The sequence below is a fragment of the Terrisporobacter petrolearius genome (assembly GCF_020748185.1).
Lineage (GTDB): Bacteria > Bacillota > Clostridia > Peptostreptococcales > Peptostreptococcaceae > Terrisporobacter > Terrisporobacter petrolearius.
The window spans coordinates 18327-36798 of the sequence record NZ_JAHZMO010000009.1 but is presented as its reverse complement, the minus strand read 5'-3'; the positions used below and the strand labels follow the sequence as shown (position 1 = coordinate 36798).

Below are 18472 nucleotides of genomic sequence, written 5' to 3'. Positions count from 1 at the left end.
ATTTTCGCCACCCCAATATTATTTAATATAGAAAACAGGCATTTTTCTACATTAAATAATATTCATATGGAAATGTTCTTTGCCACTAAAAAATAGCCTCAACATATGTTGAGGCTACTTTATATAAAAGTATATATTTACTTATTATGCGTTTAAAGCTTCTTCTTCGTCTTCATCTTGAACAAGAGTTTTTAACTTATTATCCATTGACCAAAGAACTACACCACAAGCTATAACTATTCCACCAACTACAGCATAAGCTGGAGCAAATGAGAATTTTCCTAAGAATTCATATAAGTATGCATAAGATTTACCAGCTATGAATATTGCAAATGGCCAAACACCCATCATAAGTCCTAAAACTTTTGCTGGAGAGAATTTAGATATAAATGAGTTTCCAAGTGGTGAGAATACCATTTCACCAACTGACATTAACACACCTACCATTACTATCCATATTAAGCTAGCTTGTCCATCTCCTCTAACTACTTCAGCAAGAGCCATAACACCAAATGCAGCACCAAGAAGTAACATACCTAAAGCAGTTTTCTTGAACATACTTAAGTCACCTTTTGGTGAATTAGCACGTTTAGTCCAATAAGCTGCAAGAACTGGTCCAAGAGCTATACAGCAAAATGCATTTAATGAATCAAACCAAGCAGAAGGAACAGTAAAGTTTCCAATTACCCAGTTAGCTTTATTAGCTGTTTCAACATCTGGTCCCCAGTGATATAATACTGGCATATAAGTTAAGTACCAAACTATCCAGAATACTATTGAGAATATAGTTACAAGAACTATAGCTCCAATTCTTTTCTTTTCTAGTACAGTAAGAGGTGCATTATCTTCTGCTTTTTTAGCAGAACTTTCTTTAACTTCATCAGCTTTGAAAGGTTTTTTACCTATTTCACCCCATGAAGCATTACCACCAAATAGTAACCATAGAGCATCTAAGAATAATAATCCAGCACATACTAAGAAAGTAAATCCATATCCATATGCTAAAGCTATAAATGCAACAAAAGTTGTTCCTATGAAAGAACCTATATTAACAAATGAATATTGTATTGAGAACGCAGAGTCAAGTTGATCTGGATCATCAAATAATTTACCATTTATTCCCGAAATATTTCCTTTAAAGAAACCTGTTCCTACAGATACAAGAGCTATCATTCCCCATAATAATGCAGGAGATGATTGAACAGCTGACTGCCATCCACAAACATATCCAAGACCCATCAATATTGCACCTAACACAACACATAATCTAGGACTTAGCCATCTATCTGCTATCCATCCACCAAATATTGGTGTTAAATATGTGAATGCAACTAAGTTTGCAGTCATTTTTGCACCTTCTACATCACTTAGCCCAAGACCACCTTTTGCTACTGAAGCAACTATAAATACCGCTAATAGCCATTTTGATGAATAAAATGCCATTCTTTCAAGAGTGAAAGATAAAGCACATACATAAAATCCAAAAGGGTATTTCTTTTTAGTTTTTACTGTGTTTTCCATGTACTACCTCCAATATAGTTTATGTTTTTTTATTAGAGATTTCTCAATGCTTCGTCACCATTAGTCATGTGCCTAAAATAATGTATCTTATTTATTTAATTATTTGCATGATTCCATTTTTTTTGACTGGTGCATTTGGAAATTTCTAAATATGTAATGCTTATCCATACATAAATCTAATGATAGTCCTTGATGTCAAATATGGTTTAAACATATTCTAGGAATGCAAAAACTAATTTTACTCCCCATACAAAATGTACCAAAAATCGTTATCATAGTCAACTTAAAAAATGTATTTTTTTGTCATAATTATTTTATTAATATAAAAAATCATTTTAAACTTTCCGACTATTTTAAATTTTACCATATTTTCATATTAATTGCCTTAATAAAGAAAGCTATGGTGAAAAATGTTAATCATTTTTTACCATAGCTTTTAATTATATTATTATAAATATTTTTATTATTTCAATTACTAGCACTAATACTGTAACTAAAACCATAAATGGATAAACTAATAAAGATAAAGGTGTTGTACTAGTCAACATCCAAATTGTTAAAATGCAACATAAAATACTTATTATAAAGTCAAATAAAATATGAGTTTTTTTCTTTTTAAAGATATAATAAACCAATGCTATAAGTAATAAAATCATTACTATTCCAATAATCAATTTAAAAGTAAAAACATTAGATGTTGTAAAAATTTCATTGTTATATTTTGATTTATAAAACCTTAAATGATGATTTACTCCTGCTTTTTTACTAGACAAGTCATGAACAACTTTTAGTCCAACTATCATTGCTATTTGAACAAAAGTAAATATACAATAAAATATTTTTTTTACTGTTTTACTCATATTATTTTGTAGGATCTCCTGTTACATACTTATTTCCTTCATTACTCCATGCAATCCATCCATCTGAATATAAAGATGTATTATCAAGTCCCATTACCATAGCATCCCAGTAAGTTTCAGCAGCTCTCCAACCACTTCCACACATAAATGCTAAATGATTATTTAAATCTATTTTGCAATCATCCTTCCACATAGATAGTATTTCATATCCATTTCTCATTGTTTTATCTGCATTTCTATAATAATCCATTGAACTTGAATCAGTTTTTCCTGCATATCCATATACAGCACCTTCTATACGGCCTTTTATTTTATGGTAGCTATATCCACTTTCTTTTCCTATATATTCATTCCAAGTACGGTTATCTACAAGTGTATAATCATCTTTTTTCAAGAATTCTTTTGTTTCTTTTATTGTGTCTATCATATCTGGATTTGCTGGTGCATCTACTCCAAAATCTTTTTCAGCTTTTGCTTTTACACCTTCTTTTTCTAATGCATATCCTTTTTCATTCCATACATCAAATCCACCACTCATTACACGAACATCTTTTACACCTAAATATTTAAGTATAACAGCATATCTGCAAGCTGCAAGTGGTTCTGGACTTGTAATTATTACACAATCCTTAGAAGTTATTCCGCTTTTTAAAGCTAAGTCTACTAAAGCTTTATCTCCATTTAATCTCCACTCTTCTATATTATTAACATATACTTTTGGAGTCTCAAAGTCATCTGTATTTATATGAACTGCAGATGGTATATGGCCATCTAAGTATCCTGATTCTTTATCATTTCCCCATCTAACATCTACAATTTTTATATTCTTACTATCAGTAAAGTTTTCTGGAGTTTTTCCATCTACTATTTCTTTTACCATATCTGCTGGAACATACATATCATAATTTTCATATGATTCTAGTTCTAAAGATTTGTCTTTAACCCATTCATTGGCATCGTAAGTTGATACATTTTTTATTCCATTAGAAGATAAATAACTTGCAACTTTACTTGCATCTTCTCCATTTGTATCATATACAATTACATTTTCATAAGACTTTAACTTTTTATTTTCTATAGCGTCTGATAAATAGTCATCTTTATTGTCTGCCTTAGATTCTAACCAATCTGCAGAAAAATCTGTAGCTCCTGGTATATGACCACCTCTAGAAGCACCTTCAATAGCCCAACCACTATATACATCATTTCCTCTTGCATCTACAATTATTGTTTTTTCATCTTTTAATGATTTTTTCACATCATCTGTTGCTACTACTTTTGTCTTATTTTCTTCACTAGCTTTACTTTTGTCATTACTTGCACAACCTACAACAAACATTGCTGATAGAGTAGCACAACAAACTAGACTTAATAATTTTTTTTGCATGTTTTCTTCCTCCATTATTCTGATATGTAGCACTTGTATTATATCTTTCCCAATAATATATGGTCAAATTAATTTTTTCTATAAAACAGGTATTAATATAGAAAAATTTTATAAATAGTAAATGTTGTAAATAAACAAAAACCATATGCTTATTTATTAGCATATGGTTTACCAAAATCATTAATTTAATTAGAATATTTTTGCCCTAATAATGTTAATTCTTTTAAGACATCTTCTTCTGGAGATTCATTACATATTATACTTTCTTCAACTATTGTTCCTCCGTAATTTTTAATTCTTTGCTCCCAATCTTGCATCCACTCTCCATCACCCCATCCATAAGAGCCAAATAGAATAATCTTTTTACCATCTATATCATTTGAGATGCTTTCCATAAATGGCTCCATCTCACTTTCTTCTAATTCCTCCACTCCCATAGACGGACAACCTAAAAATAATATGTCTGCTTCTACTACATCATCTAGTGTGGCTTTATCAACAGTTAGTAATTTTGAATTTCCACCTTTTTTGCTGCCTTCATATATGGCTTGTGCCATAGATTCTGTATTTCCTGTTCCACTCCAAAATATTATATTTATTTTATTATTCATAATTATTCCTCCTCGAGATTTATTTAATATAATAATATCATCATTATATTATTTTGTAAATGAGAATAATTATCATTATTATATTATTTTTATTACTAAATATAAAAAAGTCTGAACTAAAATTTTTAGATTCAGACTTTTTATATGTTAACTTACATGTAATTTACTATAAACCCCACCATTATTAATAAGCTCACTGTGAGTTCCTCTTTCAACTATACCACTATCTGATAATACTACAATTTCATCAGCATTTTTTATTGTAGATAGTCTGTGGGCTACAACTAAATTAGTTCTGTCTTTGCTTAACTCTTCTAAAGATTTTTGAATTTCTCTTTCTGTTACATTATCAAGAGCCGATGTAGCTTCATCAAGAATTATTATTGGAGGATTTTTCAGAAATACTCTACATATAGATATTCTTTGTTTTTGTCCTCCTGAAAGCTTAACTCCACGCTCTCCTATATAAGTATCATAACCTTGTGGTAAACTTTCAATAAAGTCATGTATTCTTGCTTTTTTAGCCGCAGCTATTACATCTTCGTCACTAGCATCTGGTTTTGCACATAATATATTTTCTTTTATAGTTCCTGTAAATAAAAATACATCTTGTTGAACAACACCAATATTTTTTCTTAATGATTTTAAACTTACATTTTTTATACTTTTCCCATCTATTCTTATATCACCTTCTTCAAAATCATAAAATCTAGGTATAAGATTGCAAAGAGTGGTCTTCCCTCCTCCAGACGGTCCAACTAAAGCTACTGTTTTACCAGCTTCAATTGATAAATCTAAGTTTTTTAATACTTGTTTTTTATCTTCATAAGTAAATGAAACATTATTTATTTCAATATTTCCTTTAATATCTTTTAGTTCCATAGGATTTTTTACTTCTTTTTCCACATCTTCTTCAATTATTTCCATAAACCTTTCAAAACCAGTCATACCATTTTGATATTGTTCTGTAAAGTTTATTAGTTTTTTAATTGGCTCTATAAACATTTTTACATATAATATATAAGCTGCAAAATCACCTAAATTGATTTCACCTAGATAAGTAAAATATCCTCCAGCAACTAGTGCTACTAATTCTAATAGATCCATAAATAAATTCATTCCTGAAAAATAGTCAGCCATAACTCTATAAGCTGTTTGTCTAGCTGATTTAAAAATATTGTTTCTATGATTAAATTTATTTAATTCTTCTTCTTCGTTACAAAAAGATTTTGTTACCTTCATTCCAGCAATAGAATTTTCTAGTGTAGCATTTACTTCACCTGTAGTTACTCTAGTTTCCATAAAAGCATTTTGCATTCTTTTTCTTTGTTTTGCCGCAAATATTATTACAAAAGGCAGTATGGCAAAAATTATTATGGTAAGGGGTATGTTTATATTTAATAAAATAATAAATGAACCTATAAACATAACTATTGATACAAATAAATCCTCTGGCCCATGGTGAGCAAGTTCAGAAATATCCATTAAATCGTTTATTATTCTAGACATGGTTACTCCAGTCTTATGATTGTCAAAGTATGAGTTAGGTAATTTTTGAAGATGAGTAAACACTTCACTTCTCATATCAGCTTGCATTCTAACACCTACCACATGGCCCCAATATTGCATAAAGTGATTTAAGAATGCCTTTATTATAAATATAAATAATAAGGTAAACCCAAAAATCACAAGCATACTTAAATCCTTATTTGGTACAACATCATTCATTATATCCCTTGTAATCATAGGATATACTAAGTTGCATATTGCAAATAATAATGCTGCTAATAAGTCCATAAAGAAAAGTTTCTTATATGGTTTATAATATTTTATAAATTCTTTTATCATGTATTCCTCCTAAATTTGATAGTAATATAAAGTTTACTATATATTTATACACTTTGCATACAGTATTCAATCAAAAAATCATTCCAAAAGGAATGATTCTTATAAAATATATGTTCATACTAAACTTTTTTTGCTTATTCCTTTCTCATTTTTATTCTCCCTTTTTCTATAAACTTCCACATATTATATTCTACAAATCACATCGTTAACCTCTTTTTGTTCTTTTAAAAATTAATTTTTTGGACGTATATTTTTTATTTTAAAATTTATTTCCAATTTTTCAAAAATAATATAAATTTTTTTACGAAAATGTTAAACACTATATAAGAACAAATGATTTTATTAATAAAATAGAAAGGAAGATGACATAATGAGTAACAAATTACCTAAAGAGGCCTATGGAGGTATATCAGGTAAGGATTATGTACCTTATATAACTGACAAATCCAAAAAAGGCGCAAATATTCCCGTATTAATAATAGGGATAATACTTTCTACTGTATTTGCAGCATCAACTGCATATTCTGGTATGAAATCAGGTTTAACAGTAGCAGCAGGAATTCCAGGAGCAATTATTGGTTCCATGTTTGTAGGAGTTTTTGCAAAAGACAAAGGAATACTTGGCAAAAATATTATACAGGGTATGTCTAGTGGTGGTGAATCTATAGCTAGTGGTTTAATTTTTGTATTGCCAGCAATTATTTTAATAGGAAGCGACCTTACTTTCTTGGAAGGTTTGACAACAGGTGTGGCAGGAACTTTATTTGGTATAGGATGCTCTTCTCTAGTTTACAATTACTTAATAGTAGAGGAACATGGAAAGCTTATGTATCCTGAATCTATGGCTATTTCTGAAACATTAGTAGCTTCACAAGGTGGTGGAGATGCCATAAAATATATGGGTATCGGATTTGGAATAAGTGGTATCATAAACGTTCTAACTGGTTCATTTTTAAATGTAATCAACAATGTTATGACTTATTTAGGTACTCCATTTTATAAGTGGAAATTTTCTTTAGAAGTAAACCCACTTTTACTAGGTATAGGATTTATAGTTGGATTAGAGGTTTCATTAACTATGTTTGCTGGTTCTATACTATCAAACTTTGCAGTAGCTCCACTAATAGGTTACTTCTCAGATATGGCTCGTGAGGGAATGTTCATATGGAATGACCCTGCTGTTGCCATAAATACTATGGATGTAAATGCTATATCAGGCAGTTATGTAAAATATATTGGTGCTGGTATGATGCTTTGTGGTGGTATAATTGGTGCTATAAAACTTATACCAACTATAGTAGTTTCTATAAGAGAAACTTTAAACGCTAAAAAGGGTAATAATGAAGATGATAAAGGTGGTTCTTCTGAAATGTTAATATTAATAGGTGGTATAGTTGTTGGTTTAATTGCCGCTTATTTAATATCTCAAAGTATTACAATGGCAGCTGTTGCTATTATAGTTTCATTCATATTATCATTTTTATTTGTTATAGTTTCTGGACGTTTAACAGGTACTATAGGAACATCAAACCTTCCTGTATCAGGAATGACTATTGCATCTTTAGTAATATTAACTCTTGTATTCGTCATATCTGGTTGGACAGGACTTGAAGATAACAAATCATTGCTTTTATTTGCAGGCTTTATGGTTACTGCCATATCTGTTGCTGGTGGATATAATCAATCTCAAAAGGTAACTTATATAATTGGTGGTAGTAAAAAAGAAATGCAAAATAGCTTCGTACTAGCTTCTATAGTAGGTGTGGCTGTAGTTTGTGGAACAATAGTTGTACTTTCTAGCCAATTGGCAATTACAGGTGCTGACGCTCCTTTTGCACTACCTCAAGCAAACCTAATGTCTACATTAACATCAGGTATAATGTCTGGTAACTTACCTTGGGTTATGGTTATTGCTGGTGTAGTTATGGCTTTAGTACTATTTATGTTAAATTTACCAATAATGACAGTTGCTATAGGATTTTATTTACCAATCTCTACTACTTCAATCATATTAGTAGGAGCCCTAATTCGTTTATTTGTAGAAAAAACTGCTAAAAATGATTTGGAAAGAGAAGCTAAGGTTTCAAATGGTATCAGTTTATCTTCAGGCTTAGTTGCTGGTGGATCTATAATAGGCTTAATAGGTATAATACTACAAGTATCTGGTATAATTACACCTAGAGTCCCTGCTGGATTTGCCGCATCAAATTCAATGGCATTGCTTCTACTAGTTATCCTCGTTGTAGCAACAACTATTCCGATTGCATTTGCAAAGGTTAAACATAATGAAGACTAATGAAGAAGTTTTAAATTTAAAATTTAAAATTTGTGAAAATGTGGATTATTTTATAGACGATAATGGAATAGTTACTTTGTTTGAAAAGCAAGACCATAAAGTACAAAATATTTTAAGAAAACTTAAATTTAAAATACCAATGTACAAAAAAATTGAACTTGATGAATATTGTAGCTCAGTATTTATCTTGCTAAATGGTAAAAATACTGTAGAAGAAATAGGCGAAAATTTAGATTTAAAATATGGCCAAAAGGTTTACCCTTTATATGAAAGATTATTACTTTTTATAAATCATATATATTCAGATTGTAAATATGTTGAAATAATCAATTAAAATAAAAAATTCACTTCGCTTGAGCGACGTGTCGGCGAAACACTTCATATCGCCAACGAGATGCCTTCGCTACCGCTTTAGGCAACGACCTTGCTCAAAAACACATTTTTTACATTTTCTAAATGAGTTGATATAACTTAATTTCAGAAATTATCAACAGCGTAAGTGGAACTATAATTACCTAACATGTAAAAAACTATACTGGCTAATTAGCCAGTATAGTTTTTTCTCTATATTTTCTTTTTTGATCAACAATAATAATAGTCCATAGTATTATAGCCATAAGGATATTCATAACATTGCATATCCCAGCTGCCATAGATATTTCCAACTGTAAACTTTGGGATACAATTAATATGAAATTCCAAATAGAATGGAAAATAATTAAAGGCCATATATTTTTCATCTTCATTGCAAGACCAACAAAGGCAAAACCTAATAAAGATGAATAAAATACTGTAGCAAGTGCCTCTAGTAAAGAATTTCCCATTACTATAGTTGTTATATGTACTATGGAAAAACCTAAACTACTTATTATCATAGCTAATATATAGGATTTTTCACTTTTAAATGAATTTAATATTATACCTCTAAAAATAACTTCCTCGCAAAAACCTGCCATGGCTGTTCCTACAAAAATAATTATTATAAGTAAGTAAATTGAACTATCATAAGTTGATACATGTTCACCTAATTCAGTTATAAATTTTCCTACCATAAATACTAAAACTATTAAATATGGAACAAACCATATAAATTTTTTTAAATCTTTTGATGGAAAGCTTAAATCTTCCCAAGGATAATATTTTTTTATAAAATACAAAATAAATACTGTTGGTGGTATTTGAATTATGAGCTTATAAATAATATTACTTGCATTCATGTTCATTGTTCCTAGCACATTTTCACCCAATATATTAGATACTACATTTCCTATTAAAATCCCAATGCCCATAGTTCCTAAATATCCTATTAATGCTAAAATACCAGCTTTTTTCTTACTCATAAAATCTCCCTCTTATTTTTTATTTTTATTATAACTTAATAATTTGTATATTATGAAATAAGTTTTTTCCTTCAAAATCTTATTTTTTATAATACCTGAAATTAAAATTAGTTTGATATATTAATAGTAATTGGATAAAATAGTTTTATCAATAATAATATAAATAATAAGAGGAGCCTATAATGATAATAAACATAACTGATTTGGCAAAAGCCGCCCTTGATGACATGTTTAAAAACTACGAAATGGATGAATTAGATAATGAAAAGTATGTTCGTGTTTATTTGAAAGAAATTGCATGACATGGACCTGTTTTTAATGTAGCTCAGGATGAGCCTACTTCAAATGATTATATATATGTTGTGGACAACAAATATCATGTAATTATAGATAAGGATTTATCTTCTAAGTTTTCTGTAGTAAATATTTTTTATAAATCAACAAGAAGTTATGGTGATTTCCATATTACTACTGATTTGCAATGGAAAGATGAGTATCACTACTGTAACTGGAGTAAACCTTGGTAAGGTTTGCTCTATAATTTTTTACATTTTCTAATTATTTGCACTTTCTATTCCTAATGTATTTAGTAATTTATCTTCATTAATGTCTGTTATTATTCCACTTTCATGCCAGTGACTTTTACATCCACAATAATCTAAAAATACACATTGAGGAACAAATCCTAAACTTTTTGCCTTAAGTCCACCTGATATTAAATTAAGAACACAGGCAACACCGATTATTCCTATATCTCCATATTGAAATTTTCTTTTAATATTAATATTTGATTCATGAGGAATTATATAAACTTTAAAATTATACTCTTTACCTAACTTATCGTATTTATTTATATGGCATGATTTTGTACAGTTTGCACATATATATCCCTCTTTAGTTTTTATTGACTTACAATAATTTTCATTTTGCGCCCTCATACATGATGGGAGCAATAATCTTTTTTCCTTTGACTTAATAAACATCTCCCTATAGGACTTATTCATTATTTCTGCTCCTACCATGTTTAGATGGTATTCTACTTCTTTTTTTCTACATGTAATATAGTCTTCTCTGTATTTATATTTTTCTTTTGCTAAAATCAAAAATTTATCTACATTTTCTGTATAAGGACCTAATTGTGTTTTAGCTTTATTCTCAAATATATCTTCTATTTCTAAAGAGGACAAGATTATTTTCTTAGCTTCCTCTTCTCCACTAGTTATAAAATATTTTTCCCATGATTTTAACCTTTTAACTTCTTCCCTAAAATCTCCAATTGCATCTAAATACTCAATTAACTTGCCAAAGTTATTTATATTAGGGTCAATTATTTTTTCATCCTCTATGCTGAAAAAATTTGTTTCTATCATTCCTCTCTTTTTATCAACCCTATTTTTTATAATCTCATATTTTCTTAAATAAGATAAAATTATTAAAATCTCCTTAGGTATTTGTTGAAGATTTACTGCTCTGTTTATATAATTTTTCCACAAAACCCCTATCATTAATATTTCCAAATAATACTGTGAAGTTGTTCTTATATTTTCAATATGATTTTTTTCTAAAAAGTTAATAAAATCTTTTACATACTTTCCACAATTATAAAATATTATTTTTTCAATATCTAATGTAAAACTTGATAATTTTTTATAAAACAAATTTGAATTATAATTTTCTTTACACAAAGAATATGTTATTTCTTTCATATGCGGTTTTACCTTCCTTTTTGTATTTATTATAAAATTCCATATAGTAAATAAAACGTCCTTTTAAAAATATTATTCTTTAGTGTAATCATAGTAATGTTCTTATTCTTTTATGCAAGACTTTAATTAAAAAATTCGCTTCGCTTAAGCCACTGCGTGGGCGCTACACTTCATGTCGCCAACGAGATGCCTTCGCTATCGCTTCAGGCAACTACGTTGCTCAAAAAACATTTTTTACACTTTATAAATGAGTTGATATAACTTCATTGTAGAGTTTATCAACAGCGTAAATTCAGCTATCAATTGCCTATAATGTAAAAACTCATGAAATTAATTACTAATTCCATGAGTTTTTTATTTATTTATTTCCGAAAGCATCTTCCCAGTCTTTTTTAAACTTTTCAATTCCTTGATCTGTTAAAGGATGATTTAACATTTGGTATACTAACTTAGCTGGTACTGTTGCTATATGAGCTCCTGCTAATGCTGCATCAGTAACATGAACTGGATGTCTAACACTTGCAGCTATTATTTCTGTTTCTATTCCATGTATATCAAACATTTCTGCCACAGTTCTAACTAAATCCATTCCATTAGTTGATATATCATCAAGTCTACCTAAAAAAGGTGATACATATGTTGCTCCAGCTCTTGCAGCAAGTAGTGCTTGGTTTGCTGAGAATATTAAAGTAACATTAGTTTTTATTCCCTTTTCAGATAATACTTTTACAGCTTTTAGTCCTTGTGCAGTCATTGGTATTTTAACAACCATGTTTTTGTGAATTTTTACTATTTCCATTGCTTCTGCTATCATACCTTCAGCATCATCACTATTTACTTCTCCACTTATTGGTCCATCAACTATTGAAGCAATTTCTCTAACTACTTCTGTAAAATCTCTTCCTTCTTTTGCTATTAAAGATGGGTTTGTAGTTACACCACATATTACACCCATATCATTAACTTTTTTAATATCTTCCACATTTGCTGTGTCTAAAAATAACTTCATTTTTATAATCTCCTTTGCTTGCTTTTCTTTTGTATGTAGGTTAGTTTTGAAATTAATATATTTTATTTATAAATACTTGTGTCAATATATTTTTTATATATTAATTCTCCCTTATTATTATACCCATAAAGATAAGTATTTGCCACATTTCCTTTCACAAAACTTACAGGAGTATATTTTTTTCCATCCAAAACACTTTTATTTGACCAAAATTCCACTGTAATTTGTCCTCCAACTGTATAAGCATGAATATAAATTGGATAACTATAAGGGTTTTTGAATCTTAAGTTTTTACTTCCTGTCGCTAATGTGGCATCTAAGCCTCGTTGTACATAGGCTACAGATTTTGAGTGATTGTATCTTTCTGTTGGTAGAATTCCTGCTTTTAATTGTGCATTATACAATGTTGTAGAAACTTGACAAACTCCGCCTCCTGGAGCATCTTTATGAGTCCCATTTATTATAACTGGTGCCATGTAATAACCATTACTAAGGTCTACTGGGCTAACTTTGTCTTCGTATGAAAACTCTTGCCCAGGCATTAATAATGTTTGATCAATTTTTCTTGCTGCATTAGATATATTCAGTCCCCTATTATAACCTGTTCCTCCAAAGTATGTGGTTGCAGAAGAAATTTTATAGTCTACACCTTCAAGATCTTTATTGTCTATTTTAGGTTTGATTTGTTTATATTCTTCTTTAATAATTATATTACTTTTTCCCACTTCATCACTATTTATTTTTTCTATTATTTTATTTAGCAAATTTTTATCATTAATACTTTTACCATTTTTACCTTCTATTATATTTAATTTATCCCCATTCATTTCCAATTTTGGTTCAATAGGAGATACATGAGTATCATCATAAATTTTGCTAACTTCTTCTTCTAAAGCTTCCTTATTAAGTTTAATATGAAAGTTATAATTCCTTTTTACGCTTAAGTATATTAAACCAAATTGTTCTAAAAATGTTTTGTCTTTGCCATAACTCATTATTTCATTTTCAACTTTTACTACATCTAATTTATCAATTATATTAGATAGTAAAATTTCATAATCTTTATCATCTAATTTTATAATTATTTTATTATTATTAATATGATTTGCCAAACCACTTACCTTTTCATTTAATTGTTGCTCATTTAGTTTTGAAACATCTTCTTCATATAAGGTTATATCTGGGTAAACTAGAGAGTCATATCTTTTGGCACCAAAATACATTATTGTAATTAATGCAAGGAAACATCCAATTTTAATATAAATTTTCTTTTTCTTTCCTACATCTTTTTTTGTATGTTCATCTTCCTCTATTATTTCTTCTTTTATGCTTTCTAACTCTTCACTATTTACATATTCTTTATTATTAAAATCTTCATCTTCTTCATTAAAATCTTCATATTCTTTATTATTATTTTCTTCAACTTTATTCTCTAGTTGTTCATCTTTTTCTTCATCAGTACTTTCTATATTATTATTTTCTAACTTATTTTCATCTGGATTTTCTTTTGTTAAACTTTCATTTTCATCTTTTTTTTGCTTTGCCTTTTGGCGAGCTTTTCTTATAATATCATTATTGTCATCATTTCTCTCCACACTACCCCTCCTTTGATTTCACCACTAGTAAATTGTATTAATAAACTTAAACTTTATTCGTTTTAAAAAATTTCATTTTCGTAATCATTTTATTTATAGGAATTTGTATATAATAAAAATTTATGTTAATATAACTAGGTATAAATCATAAGAAAAAGGTGATAAAATGACAAAGTTCAAATATGCATTTGATGACAATAAAAGATATCATACTTGGAATTACTATCTTAGAAATACATTTGGTGAAAAAATATTTAAGGTTTCTATAAATGCAGGATTTACTTGTCCAAATATAGATGGAAAAGTATCTTATGGGGGATGTACCTACTGCTCCAAAGAAGGTTCTGGAGATTTTGCTGGTAATCCAAAAGATGATTTAATAAAACAGTTTAAAGAAATTAAAGAGATGATGCTAAAAAAATGGCCCAGCGCTAAATATATTGGTTATTTCCAAGCATACACAAATACTTATGCTCCTTTAGAGGTTTTAAAGGAAAAATATGAAACTATCTTAGAACAAGATGATGTAGTAGGACTTTCTATTTCTACTCGTCCAGACTGTTTGGAAGATGATGTAGTTGAATATTTAGGTGAGTTAAACAAAAGAACTAATCTATGGGTAGAGTTAGGTCTTCAAACTATTCATGATTCAACTTCAAAAATTATAAATAGAGGTCATGATTATAAGACCTTTGTAGAAGGCGTAGAAAAGTTAAAAGCTAAAAATATAAAAGTTGTGGTTCATATTATTAATGGACTTCCTGGAGAAGATTATAATATGATGATGGACACAGCTAAGGCTGTGGCTGATTTAAATGTTCACGGAGTAAAAATTCATTTACTTCATGTTATAAAAGGTACTCCAATGGCAAAAATGTTAGAAAAGAATATGATGACTTTAATGACACAAGAAGATTATGTAAATCTAGTTTGTGATCAGTTAGAGATTCTTCCACCTGAAATGGTAATCCATAGACTAACAGGTGATGGTAAAAAAGAAGATTTAGTAGGCCCTCTTTGGTCTTTGAAAAAATGGGAAGTACTAAATGCCATTGGTGATACTCTAAAATCAAGAGATTCTTATCAAGGTATAAAATACTTATCTTCAAAATAATAAATTTCACATTAAAAATGACCTCTTTAATAGGTCACCTTAACTGACACCCCGTAGGTGTCAGTTTTTTTGTGTTTAAAAATAAATAAATTATAGAAATATGATAAAAATATAAAAAATAAGGTTTATTTAAGGTTGGGTTTATTTTTATTTAAGATTTAATATATAAAATAAAGTTAAATAAAGCACAGTTCAAGAAAAGGAGAGCGTATGATAAAGTTAAAAAATATTAATAAATATTATGGCAAATTCCATGTAACTAAAAACTTGAGTTTGAATGTTAATAGTGGTGAAATATATGGGCTTGTAGGAAAAAATGGTGCGGGAAAAACAACCATATTTAAAATTATACTAGGCTTATCAGAATTTAGTAGTGGAGAATTATCAATAAAAGGTAGTAAAGATAAAAATCAATTACTTACAAATAGAAAAGATATAGGTTTTTTTATAGGAAAAAACTTCTTTGATTATTTAGATGCTAGAGAAAACCTAAACTATTATAGACAATTGAAAGGAATCAAGGATAAAAAAGAAATTGATAGAGTATTAAAAATAGTAAACTTGCATGAAACAAAAGCAAAGTATAAAAACTTTTCTATGGGAATGAAGCAAAGATTAGGAATAGCTAACGCCATACTTGGTAACCCAGAAATACTAATATTAGACGAACCTACAAATGGATTAGATCCACAAGGTATAGCCGATATTAGAAATTTAATAAAGAAATTAAATGAAGAATATAAAATGACAATAATAGTATCATCTCACATTCTTGGAGAATTAGAACATACTGCAAATAGATTTGGTATTGTTCACGAAGGAAAAATACTTAAAGAAATAGACAAAAATAATTTGGAAAGTGAATCAGATACTATAGAGATTAAAGTCAGTGATATTGAGAAAACAAAGAAAATTTTAAAGGAAAACCAAATAAAAATTTTACAAGAAAAATCATCTAAAAAGACTTTAGAAGATTATTATTTTGAATTAGTAGAGGGGGCGAAGAAATGTTAAATTATTTAATAGCTGATTTAAATAGAATGAGTCGTAAGAAGTCTTTAGTATACACATTAGCAGCTTATGTAGGATTATTTTTTATTATGGTATATATGATATATAATCCAAATTTAGATGCAGGAGGATACACTTCAAAAACAGATATGTTTTTAGAATTCTATCCTTTAGTAGTAGGAATACCAATATTTTTATCAATATACTCAGATGATTTTAAAAGTAAAGCAATGCAAATAGCTATAGGATATGGTATTGATAGAAATAAAATTATATTAACAAAAGCAATAGAAACAGTAATATTATCAGTAATTTCAGGTGTATTGTTAGGTGTACTGACAATAGTTGTTCCAAAAATTATAGGACTTACACTTACCCACGAACAGTTTTTAGGACTAACTCTTGGCTCAGTAACAGGAATGCTTAAGATTATTGTATATGTAAATATATCTACAATATTAGTTTATCATTATCAAAATGCAATGTATGGAACAATATCATTTGTACTTTTAGGCTCAGGAACAATACGAATTATATTAAGTCTCATATTAGGTCAAAAGTTTGTAATAGACTTAATAGGAAATTTAACCAAACATTTGTTTACAACATTGCTAGCTATAGAAAAGCTAAACTATATAACAACAGGAAGTTTTAATATAACTTCAATAATAGAGATTGTACTATACATGGTAATTCCAGTCATAGTTTCAATGATTATATTTAGAAAAAAAGAACTTGAATTTTAGGAGGCAGAATATGAAAAAAACATTAGGTATTTTAATAGTTTTATCAATAATTGTAGGTGGAGCAGTTTGGGCAAAAGGATATTATAACAATAGGTATGTAGCATCAGAAACTTATTATACTCAAGTACCATTAGATGAAGTAATTAAAGACTCTTGGTTAGTAGATGATAAAGGTGAAAAACAAGATAAAGGAAAATCATATGATTTAATTGGTTATGATAAAGAGGGAAAGAAAAAAGATGTGCATTTCCTTCAAAGAGGTACTTCAAAAGATTATTACGATCCTGGAACTTACGTTAAGGTAAAATCAAGTAAAACATTAGACCTTAGTCAAGTTCCAGTTAAAAAAGATGACGTACCAAAGAAAGCTTTAGAAAAGATAGAAAAAGAAGGAACTAGAAAATAAAATAGTATAAATTAAAAAAGTCATTCGTAAAATTTTTTACGGATGACTTTTTTATAATTTATAATTATAAATTTTAAAGGGCAATTTTATGCTTGACCTGCAACCTTTCTAAGGTCTAAATCAAGACTTTCTTCACTTTCAGATGGTACTTTAGTAACACTTTTTAGAGCTACTATAGCAGAAACCATCATTAAGCAAACTCCAATTATTTTTACATTGTTGAATGGTTCTCCCATGATAGTCCATCCAATAACTTGTGCAAATACTAATTCTATTGATGCTATTACACCAGCAACAGAAAGTTCTATTCCACTTTTCACACCACATGTATAACAAATATAAGCAAGAGCTCCTGAGAATAATCCAAATCCTATTATATTTAAAACTACAGGCATATGTCCTATACTCGCTCCAACTTTAACAAAATTCACTCTACCTACAAGAATCAATGCTCCTGTTAAAAATGAATAAATCATCATAGTTAAATTATTTACTTCATCTAATATATTTTTACTTATTATTGGCATTAAAGAATAAAGAATCGCTGCCATAATTCCACTTATAATTCCGAATGTACTTATACTTTGTAAATCTAAACTTCCTCCTGTAACTGCAAGTATGGCTGCAACTACACATATAGCTAAAGATAATAACTTCATTTTATTAATTTTCTCTTTGTATATAATTTTAGAAAAAACTGTAATAAATATTGGTGAAGTATAAAGTAATACTGCTGCTACTGCACTTCCTGCACTTTTTATGGAATTTACATAGCAGTAGTTAAATAATCCTTGGCAAAGTAATCCTATAATTACTGAATAAATAAGTCCTTTTTTTGATATTTTTAATAAACTTGGATTTTTTATAATTGCATAAAAAACTAATATAATACATCCCATTGAAAGCCTTAAAAAGCTTATTTCTTCTGTTGATAATCCTATATTACTTAGGTTTGTTGTGAATAATCCTATACTAGACCAAAAAAGACCTGCAAGTAATATGTATAAATAACCCATTCTTGT

General features: G+C 28.5%; 17 protein-coding genes. 7 read left to right on the top strand and 10 right to left on the bottom strand.

The window, feature by feature from the left end; translation table 11 throughout:
* Window positions 1-144: 144 nt before the first annotated feature.
* The 5 genes from K0040_RS07445 to K0040_RS07425 form a co-directional block, all read right to left on the bottom strand.
* Window positions 145-1521, bottom strand: coding sequence for a peptide MFS transporter (locus K0040_RS07445; protein WP_228108291.1), 1377 nt, complete (start codon window positions 1519-1521; stop codon window positions 145-147).
* A 440-nt stretch (window positions 1522-1961) separates the two neighbouring features.
* Window positions 1962-2381 (bottom strand): hypothetical protein, encoded by a 420-nt coding sequence (locus K0040_RS07440; RefSeq protein WP_228108290.1) that lies wholly within the window; start codon window positions 2379-2381, stop codon window positions 1962-1964.
* A gap of 1 nt (window position 2382) precedes the next feature.
* The gene (locus tag K0040_RS07435) at window positions 2383-3768 is read right to left on the bottom strand and encodes a rhodanese-like domain-containing protein (protein WP_228108289.1); all 1386 of its coding nucleotides are present in this window, start codon (window positions 3766-3768) and stop codon (window positions 2383-2385) included.
* Window positions 3769-3953: 185 nt separating this feature from the next.
* Window positions 3954-4379 carry a flavodoxin gene (locus K0040_RS07430; RefSeq protein ID WP_228108288.1) on the bottom strand — a complete coding sequence of 142 codons (426 nt, stop codon included), beginning with the start codon at window positions 4377-4379 and terminating at the stop codon, window positions 3954-3956.
* A 147-nt stretch (window positions 4380-4526) separates the two neighbouring features.
* Window positions 4527-6227: an ABC transporter ATP-binding protein gene (locus K0040_RS07425; protein WP_228108287.1), complete on the bottom strand. Its 1701-nt coding sequence runs from the start codon at window positions 6225-6227 to the stop codon at window positions 4527-4529.
* 370 nt (window positions 6228-6597) lie between these two features.
* Here K0040_RS07425 and K0040_RS07420 point away from each other — a divergent pair, with 370 nt between their 5' ends.
* Together K0040_RS07420 and K0040_RS07415 are read left to right on the top strand one after the other, a co-directional pair.
* A complete protein-coding gene (locus tag K0040_RS07420; protein WP_228108286.1) occupies window positions 6598-8523 on the top strand; it encodes an OPT family oligopeptide transporter in 1926 nt (641 codons plus the stop codon).
* Window positions 8513-8857 carry a PqqD family peptide modification chaperone gene (locus K0040_RS07415; RefSeq protein WP_228108285.1) on the top strand — a complete coding sequence of 115 codons (345 nt, stop codon included), beginning with the start codon at window positions 8513-8515 and terminating at the stop codon, window positions 8855-8857. The genes K0040_RS07420 and K0040_RS07415 overlap by 11 nt, the downstream gene beginning before the upstream one ends.
* A gap of 205 nt (window positions 8858-9062) precedes the next feature.
* Here the strand turns inward: K0040_RS07415 and K0040_RS07410 are convergent, their stop codons facing one another.
* On the bottom strand, window positions 9063-9863 hold the full coding sequence (locus K0040_RS07410) for a CPBP family intramembrane glutamic endopeptidase (protein WP_228108284.1): 801 nt from the start codon (window positions 9861-9863) through the stop codon (window positions 9063-9065).
* Between the two features lie 362 nt (window positions 9864-10225).
* Between K0040_RS07410 and K0040_RS07405 the strand changes: the two genes are divergently transcribed.
* Window positions 10226-10390: a hypothetical protein gene (locus K0040_RS07405; protein ID WP_175487665.1), complete on the top strand. Its 165-nt coding sequence runs from the start codon at window positions 10226-10228 to the stop codon at window positions 10388-10390.
* 27 nt (window positions 10391-10417) lie between these two features.
* On the opposite strand, the gene K0040_RS07400 is transcribed toward K0040_RS07405, so the two are convergent.
* The 3 genes from K0040_RS07400 to K0040_RS07390 all read right to left on the bottom strand — a co-directional run bounded on the left by K0040_RS07400 (window position 10418) and on the right by K0040_RS07390 (window position 14173).
* A complete protein-coding gene (locus K0040_RS07400; RefSeq protein ID WP_228108283.1) occupies window positions 10418-11569 on the bottom strand; it encodes a DUF116 domain-containing protein in 1152 nt (383 codons plus the stop codon).
* 358 nt (window positions 11570-11927) lie between these two features.
* Window positions 11928-12578 carry a fructose-6-phosphate aldolase gene (fsa, locus tag K0040_RS07395; RefSeq protein WP_228108282.1) on the bottom strand — a complete coding sequence of 217 codons (651 nt, stop codon included), beginning with the start codon at window positions 12576-12578 and terminating at the stop codon, window positions 11928-11930.
* Between the two features lie 62 nt (window positions 12579-12640).
* Window positions 12641-14173 carry a VanW family protein gene (locus tag K0040_RS07390; protein ID WP_228108281.1) on the bottom strand — a complete coding sequence of 511 codons (1533 nt, stop codon included), beginning with the start codon at window positions 14171-14173 and terminating at the stop codon, window positions 12641-12643.
* Between the two features lie 166 nt (window positions 14174-14339).
* Here K0040_RS07390 and mnmL point away from each other — a divergent pair, with 166 nt between their 5' ends.
* The 4 genes from mnmL (at window position 14340) to K0040_RS07370 (ending at window position 17450) form a co-directional block, all read left to right on the top strand.
* A complete protein-coding gene (mnmL, locus tag K0040_RS07385) occupies window positions 14340-15287 on the top strand; it encodes a tRNA modification radical SAM protein MnmL/YtqA (protein ID WP_228108280.1) in 948 nt (315 codons plus the stop codon).
* Window positions 15288-15497: 210 nt separating this feature from the next.
* A complete protein-coding gene (locus tag K0040_RS07380; protein WP_228108279.1) occupies window positions 15498-16301 on the top strand; it encodes an ABC transporter ATP-binding protein in 804 nt (267 codons plus the stop codon).
* On the top strand, window positions 16295-17044 hold the full coding sequence (locus tag K0040_RS07375) for a hypothetical protein (protein WP_228108278.1): 750 nt from the start codon (window positions 16295-16297) through the stop codon (window positions 17042-17044). Before K0040_RS07380 ends, K0040_RS07375 begins: the two co-directional genes overlap by 7 nt.
* 10 nt (window positions 17045-17054) lie before the next feature.
* On the top strand, window positions 17055-17450 hold the full coding sequence (locus K0040_RS07370; RefSeq protein WP_228108277.1) for a YxeA family protein: 396 nt from the start codon (window positions 17055-17057) through the stop codon (window positions 17448-17450).
* A gap of 86 nt (window positions 17451-17536) precedes the next feature.
* Here K0040_RS07370 and K0040_RS07365 read toward each other — a convergent pair whose 3' ends face one another.
* Window positions 17537-18466: a DMT family transporter gene (locus K0040_RS07365; protein WP_228108276.1), complete on the bottom strand. Its 930-nt coding sequence runs from the start codon at window positions 18464-18466 to the stop codon at window positions 17537-17539.
* Between the last annotated feature and the right edge of the window lie 6 nt (window positions 18467-18472).

What these genes read in the sequence shown, in the direction of transcription:
- K0040_RS07445 (WP_228108291.1), bottom strand. Translation starts at nt 1,521, where the DNA reads ATGGAAAACACAGTAAAAACTAAAAAGAAATACCCTTTTGGATTTTAT.
- K0040_RS07425 (WP_228108287.1), bottom strand. Translation starts at nt 6,227, where the DNA reads ATGATAAAAGAATTTATAAAATATTATAAACCATATAAGAAACTTTTC.
- K0040_RS07435 (WP_228108289.1), bottom strand. Translation starts at nt 3,768, where the DNA reads ATGCAAAAAAAATTATTAAGTCTAGTTTGTTGTGCTACTCTATCAGCA.
- K0040_RS07400 (WP_228108283.1), bottom strand. Translation starts at nt 11,569, where the DNA reads ATGAAAGAAATAACATATTCTTTGTGTAAAGAAAATTATAATTCAAAT.
- K0040_RS07415 (WP_228108285.1), top strand. Translation starts at nt 8,513, where the DNA reads ATGAAGACTAATGAAGAAGTTTTAAATTTAAAATTTAAAATTTGTGAA.
- K0040_RS07375 (WP_228108278.1), top strand. Translation starts at nt 16,295, where the DNA reads ATGTTAAATTATTTAATAGCTGATTTAAATAGAATGAGTCGTAAGAAG.
- fsa (WP_228108282.1), bottom strand. Translation starts at nt 12,578, where the DNA reads ATGAAGTTATTTTTAGACACAGCAAATGTGGAAGATATTAAAAAAGTT.
- K0040_RS07380 (WP_228108279.1), top strand. Translation starts at nt 15,498, where the DNA reads ATGATAAAGTTAAAAAATATTAATAAATATTATGGCAAATTCCATGTA.
- K0040_RS07430 (WP_228108288.1), bottom strand. Translation starts at nt 4,379, where the DNA reads ATGAATAATAAAATAAATATAATATTTTGGAGTGGAACAGGAAATACA.
- K0040_RS07440 (WP_228108290.1), bottom strand. Translation starts at nt 2,381, where the DNA reads ATGAGTAAAACAGTAAAAAAAATATTTTATTGTATATTTACTTTTGTT.
- K0040_RS07365 (WP_228108276.1), bottom strand. Translation starts at nt 18,466, where the DNA reads ATGGGTTATTTATACATATTACTTGCAGGTCTTTTTTGGTCTAGTATA.
- K0040_RS07410 (WP_228108284.1), bottom strand. Translation starts at nt 9,863, where the DNA reads ATGAGTAAGAAAAAAGCTGGTATTTTAGCATTAATAGGATATTTAGGA.
- K0040_RS07420 (WP_228108286.1), top strand. Translation starts at nt 6,598, where the DNA reads ATGAGTAACAAATTACCTAAAGAGGCCTATGGAGGTATATCAGGTAAG.
- mnmL (WP_228108280.1), top strand. Translation starts at nt 14,340, where the DNA reads ATGACAAAGTTCAAATATGCATTTGATGACAATAAAAGATATCATACT.
- K0040_RS07370 (WP_228108277.1), top strand. Translation starts at nt 17,055, where the DNA reads ATGAAAAAAACATTAGGTATTTTAATAGTTTTATCAATAATTGTAGGT.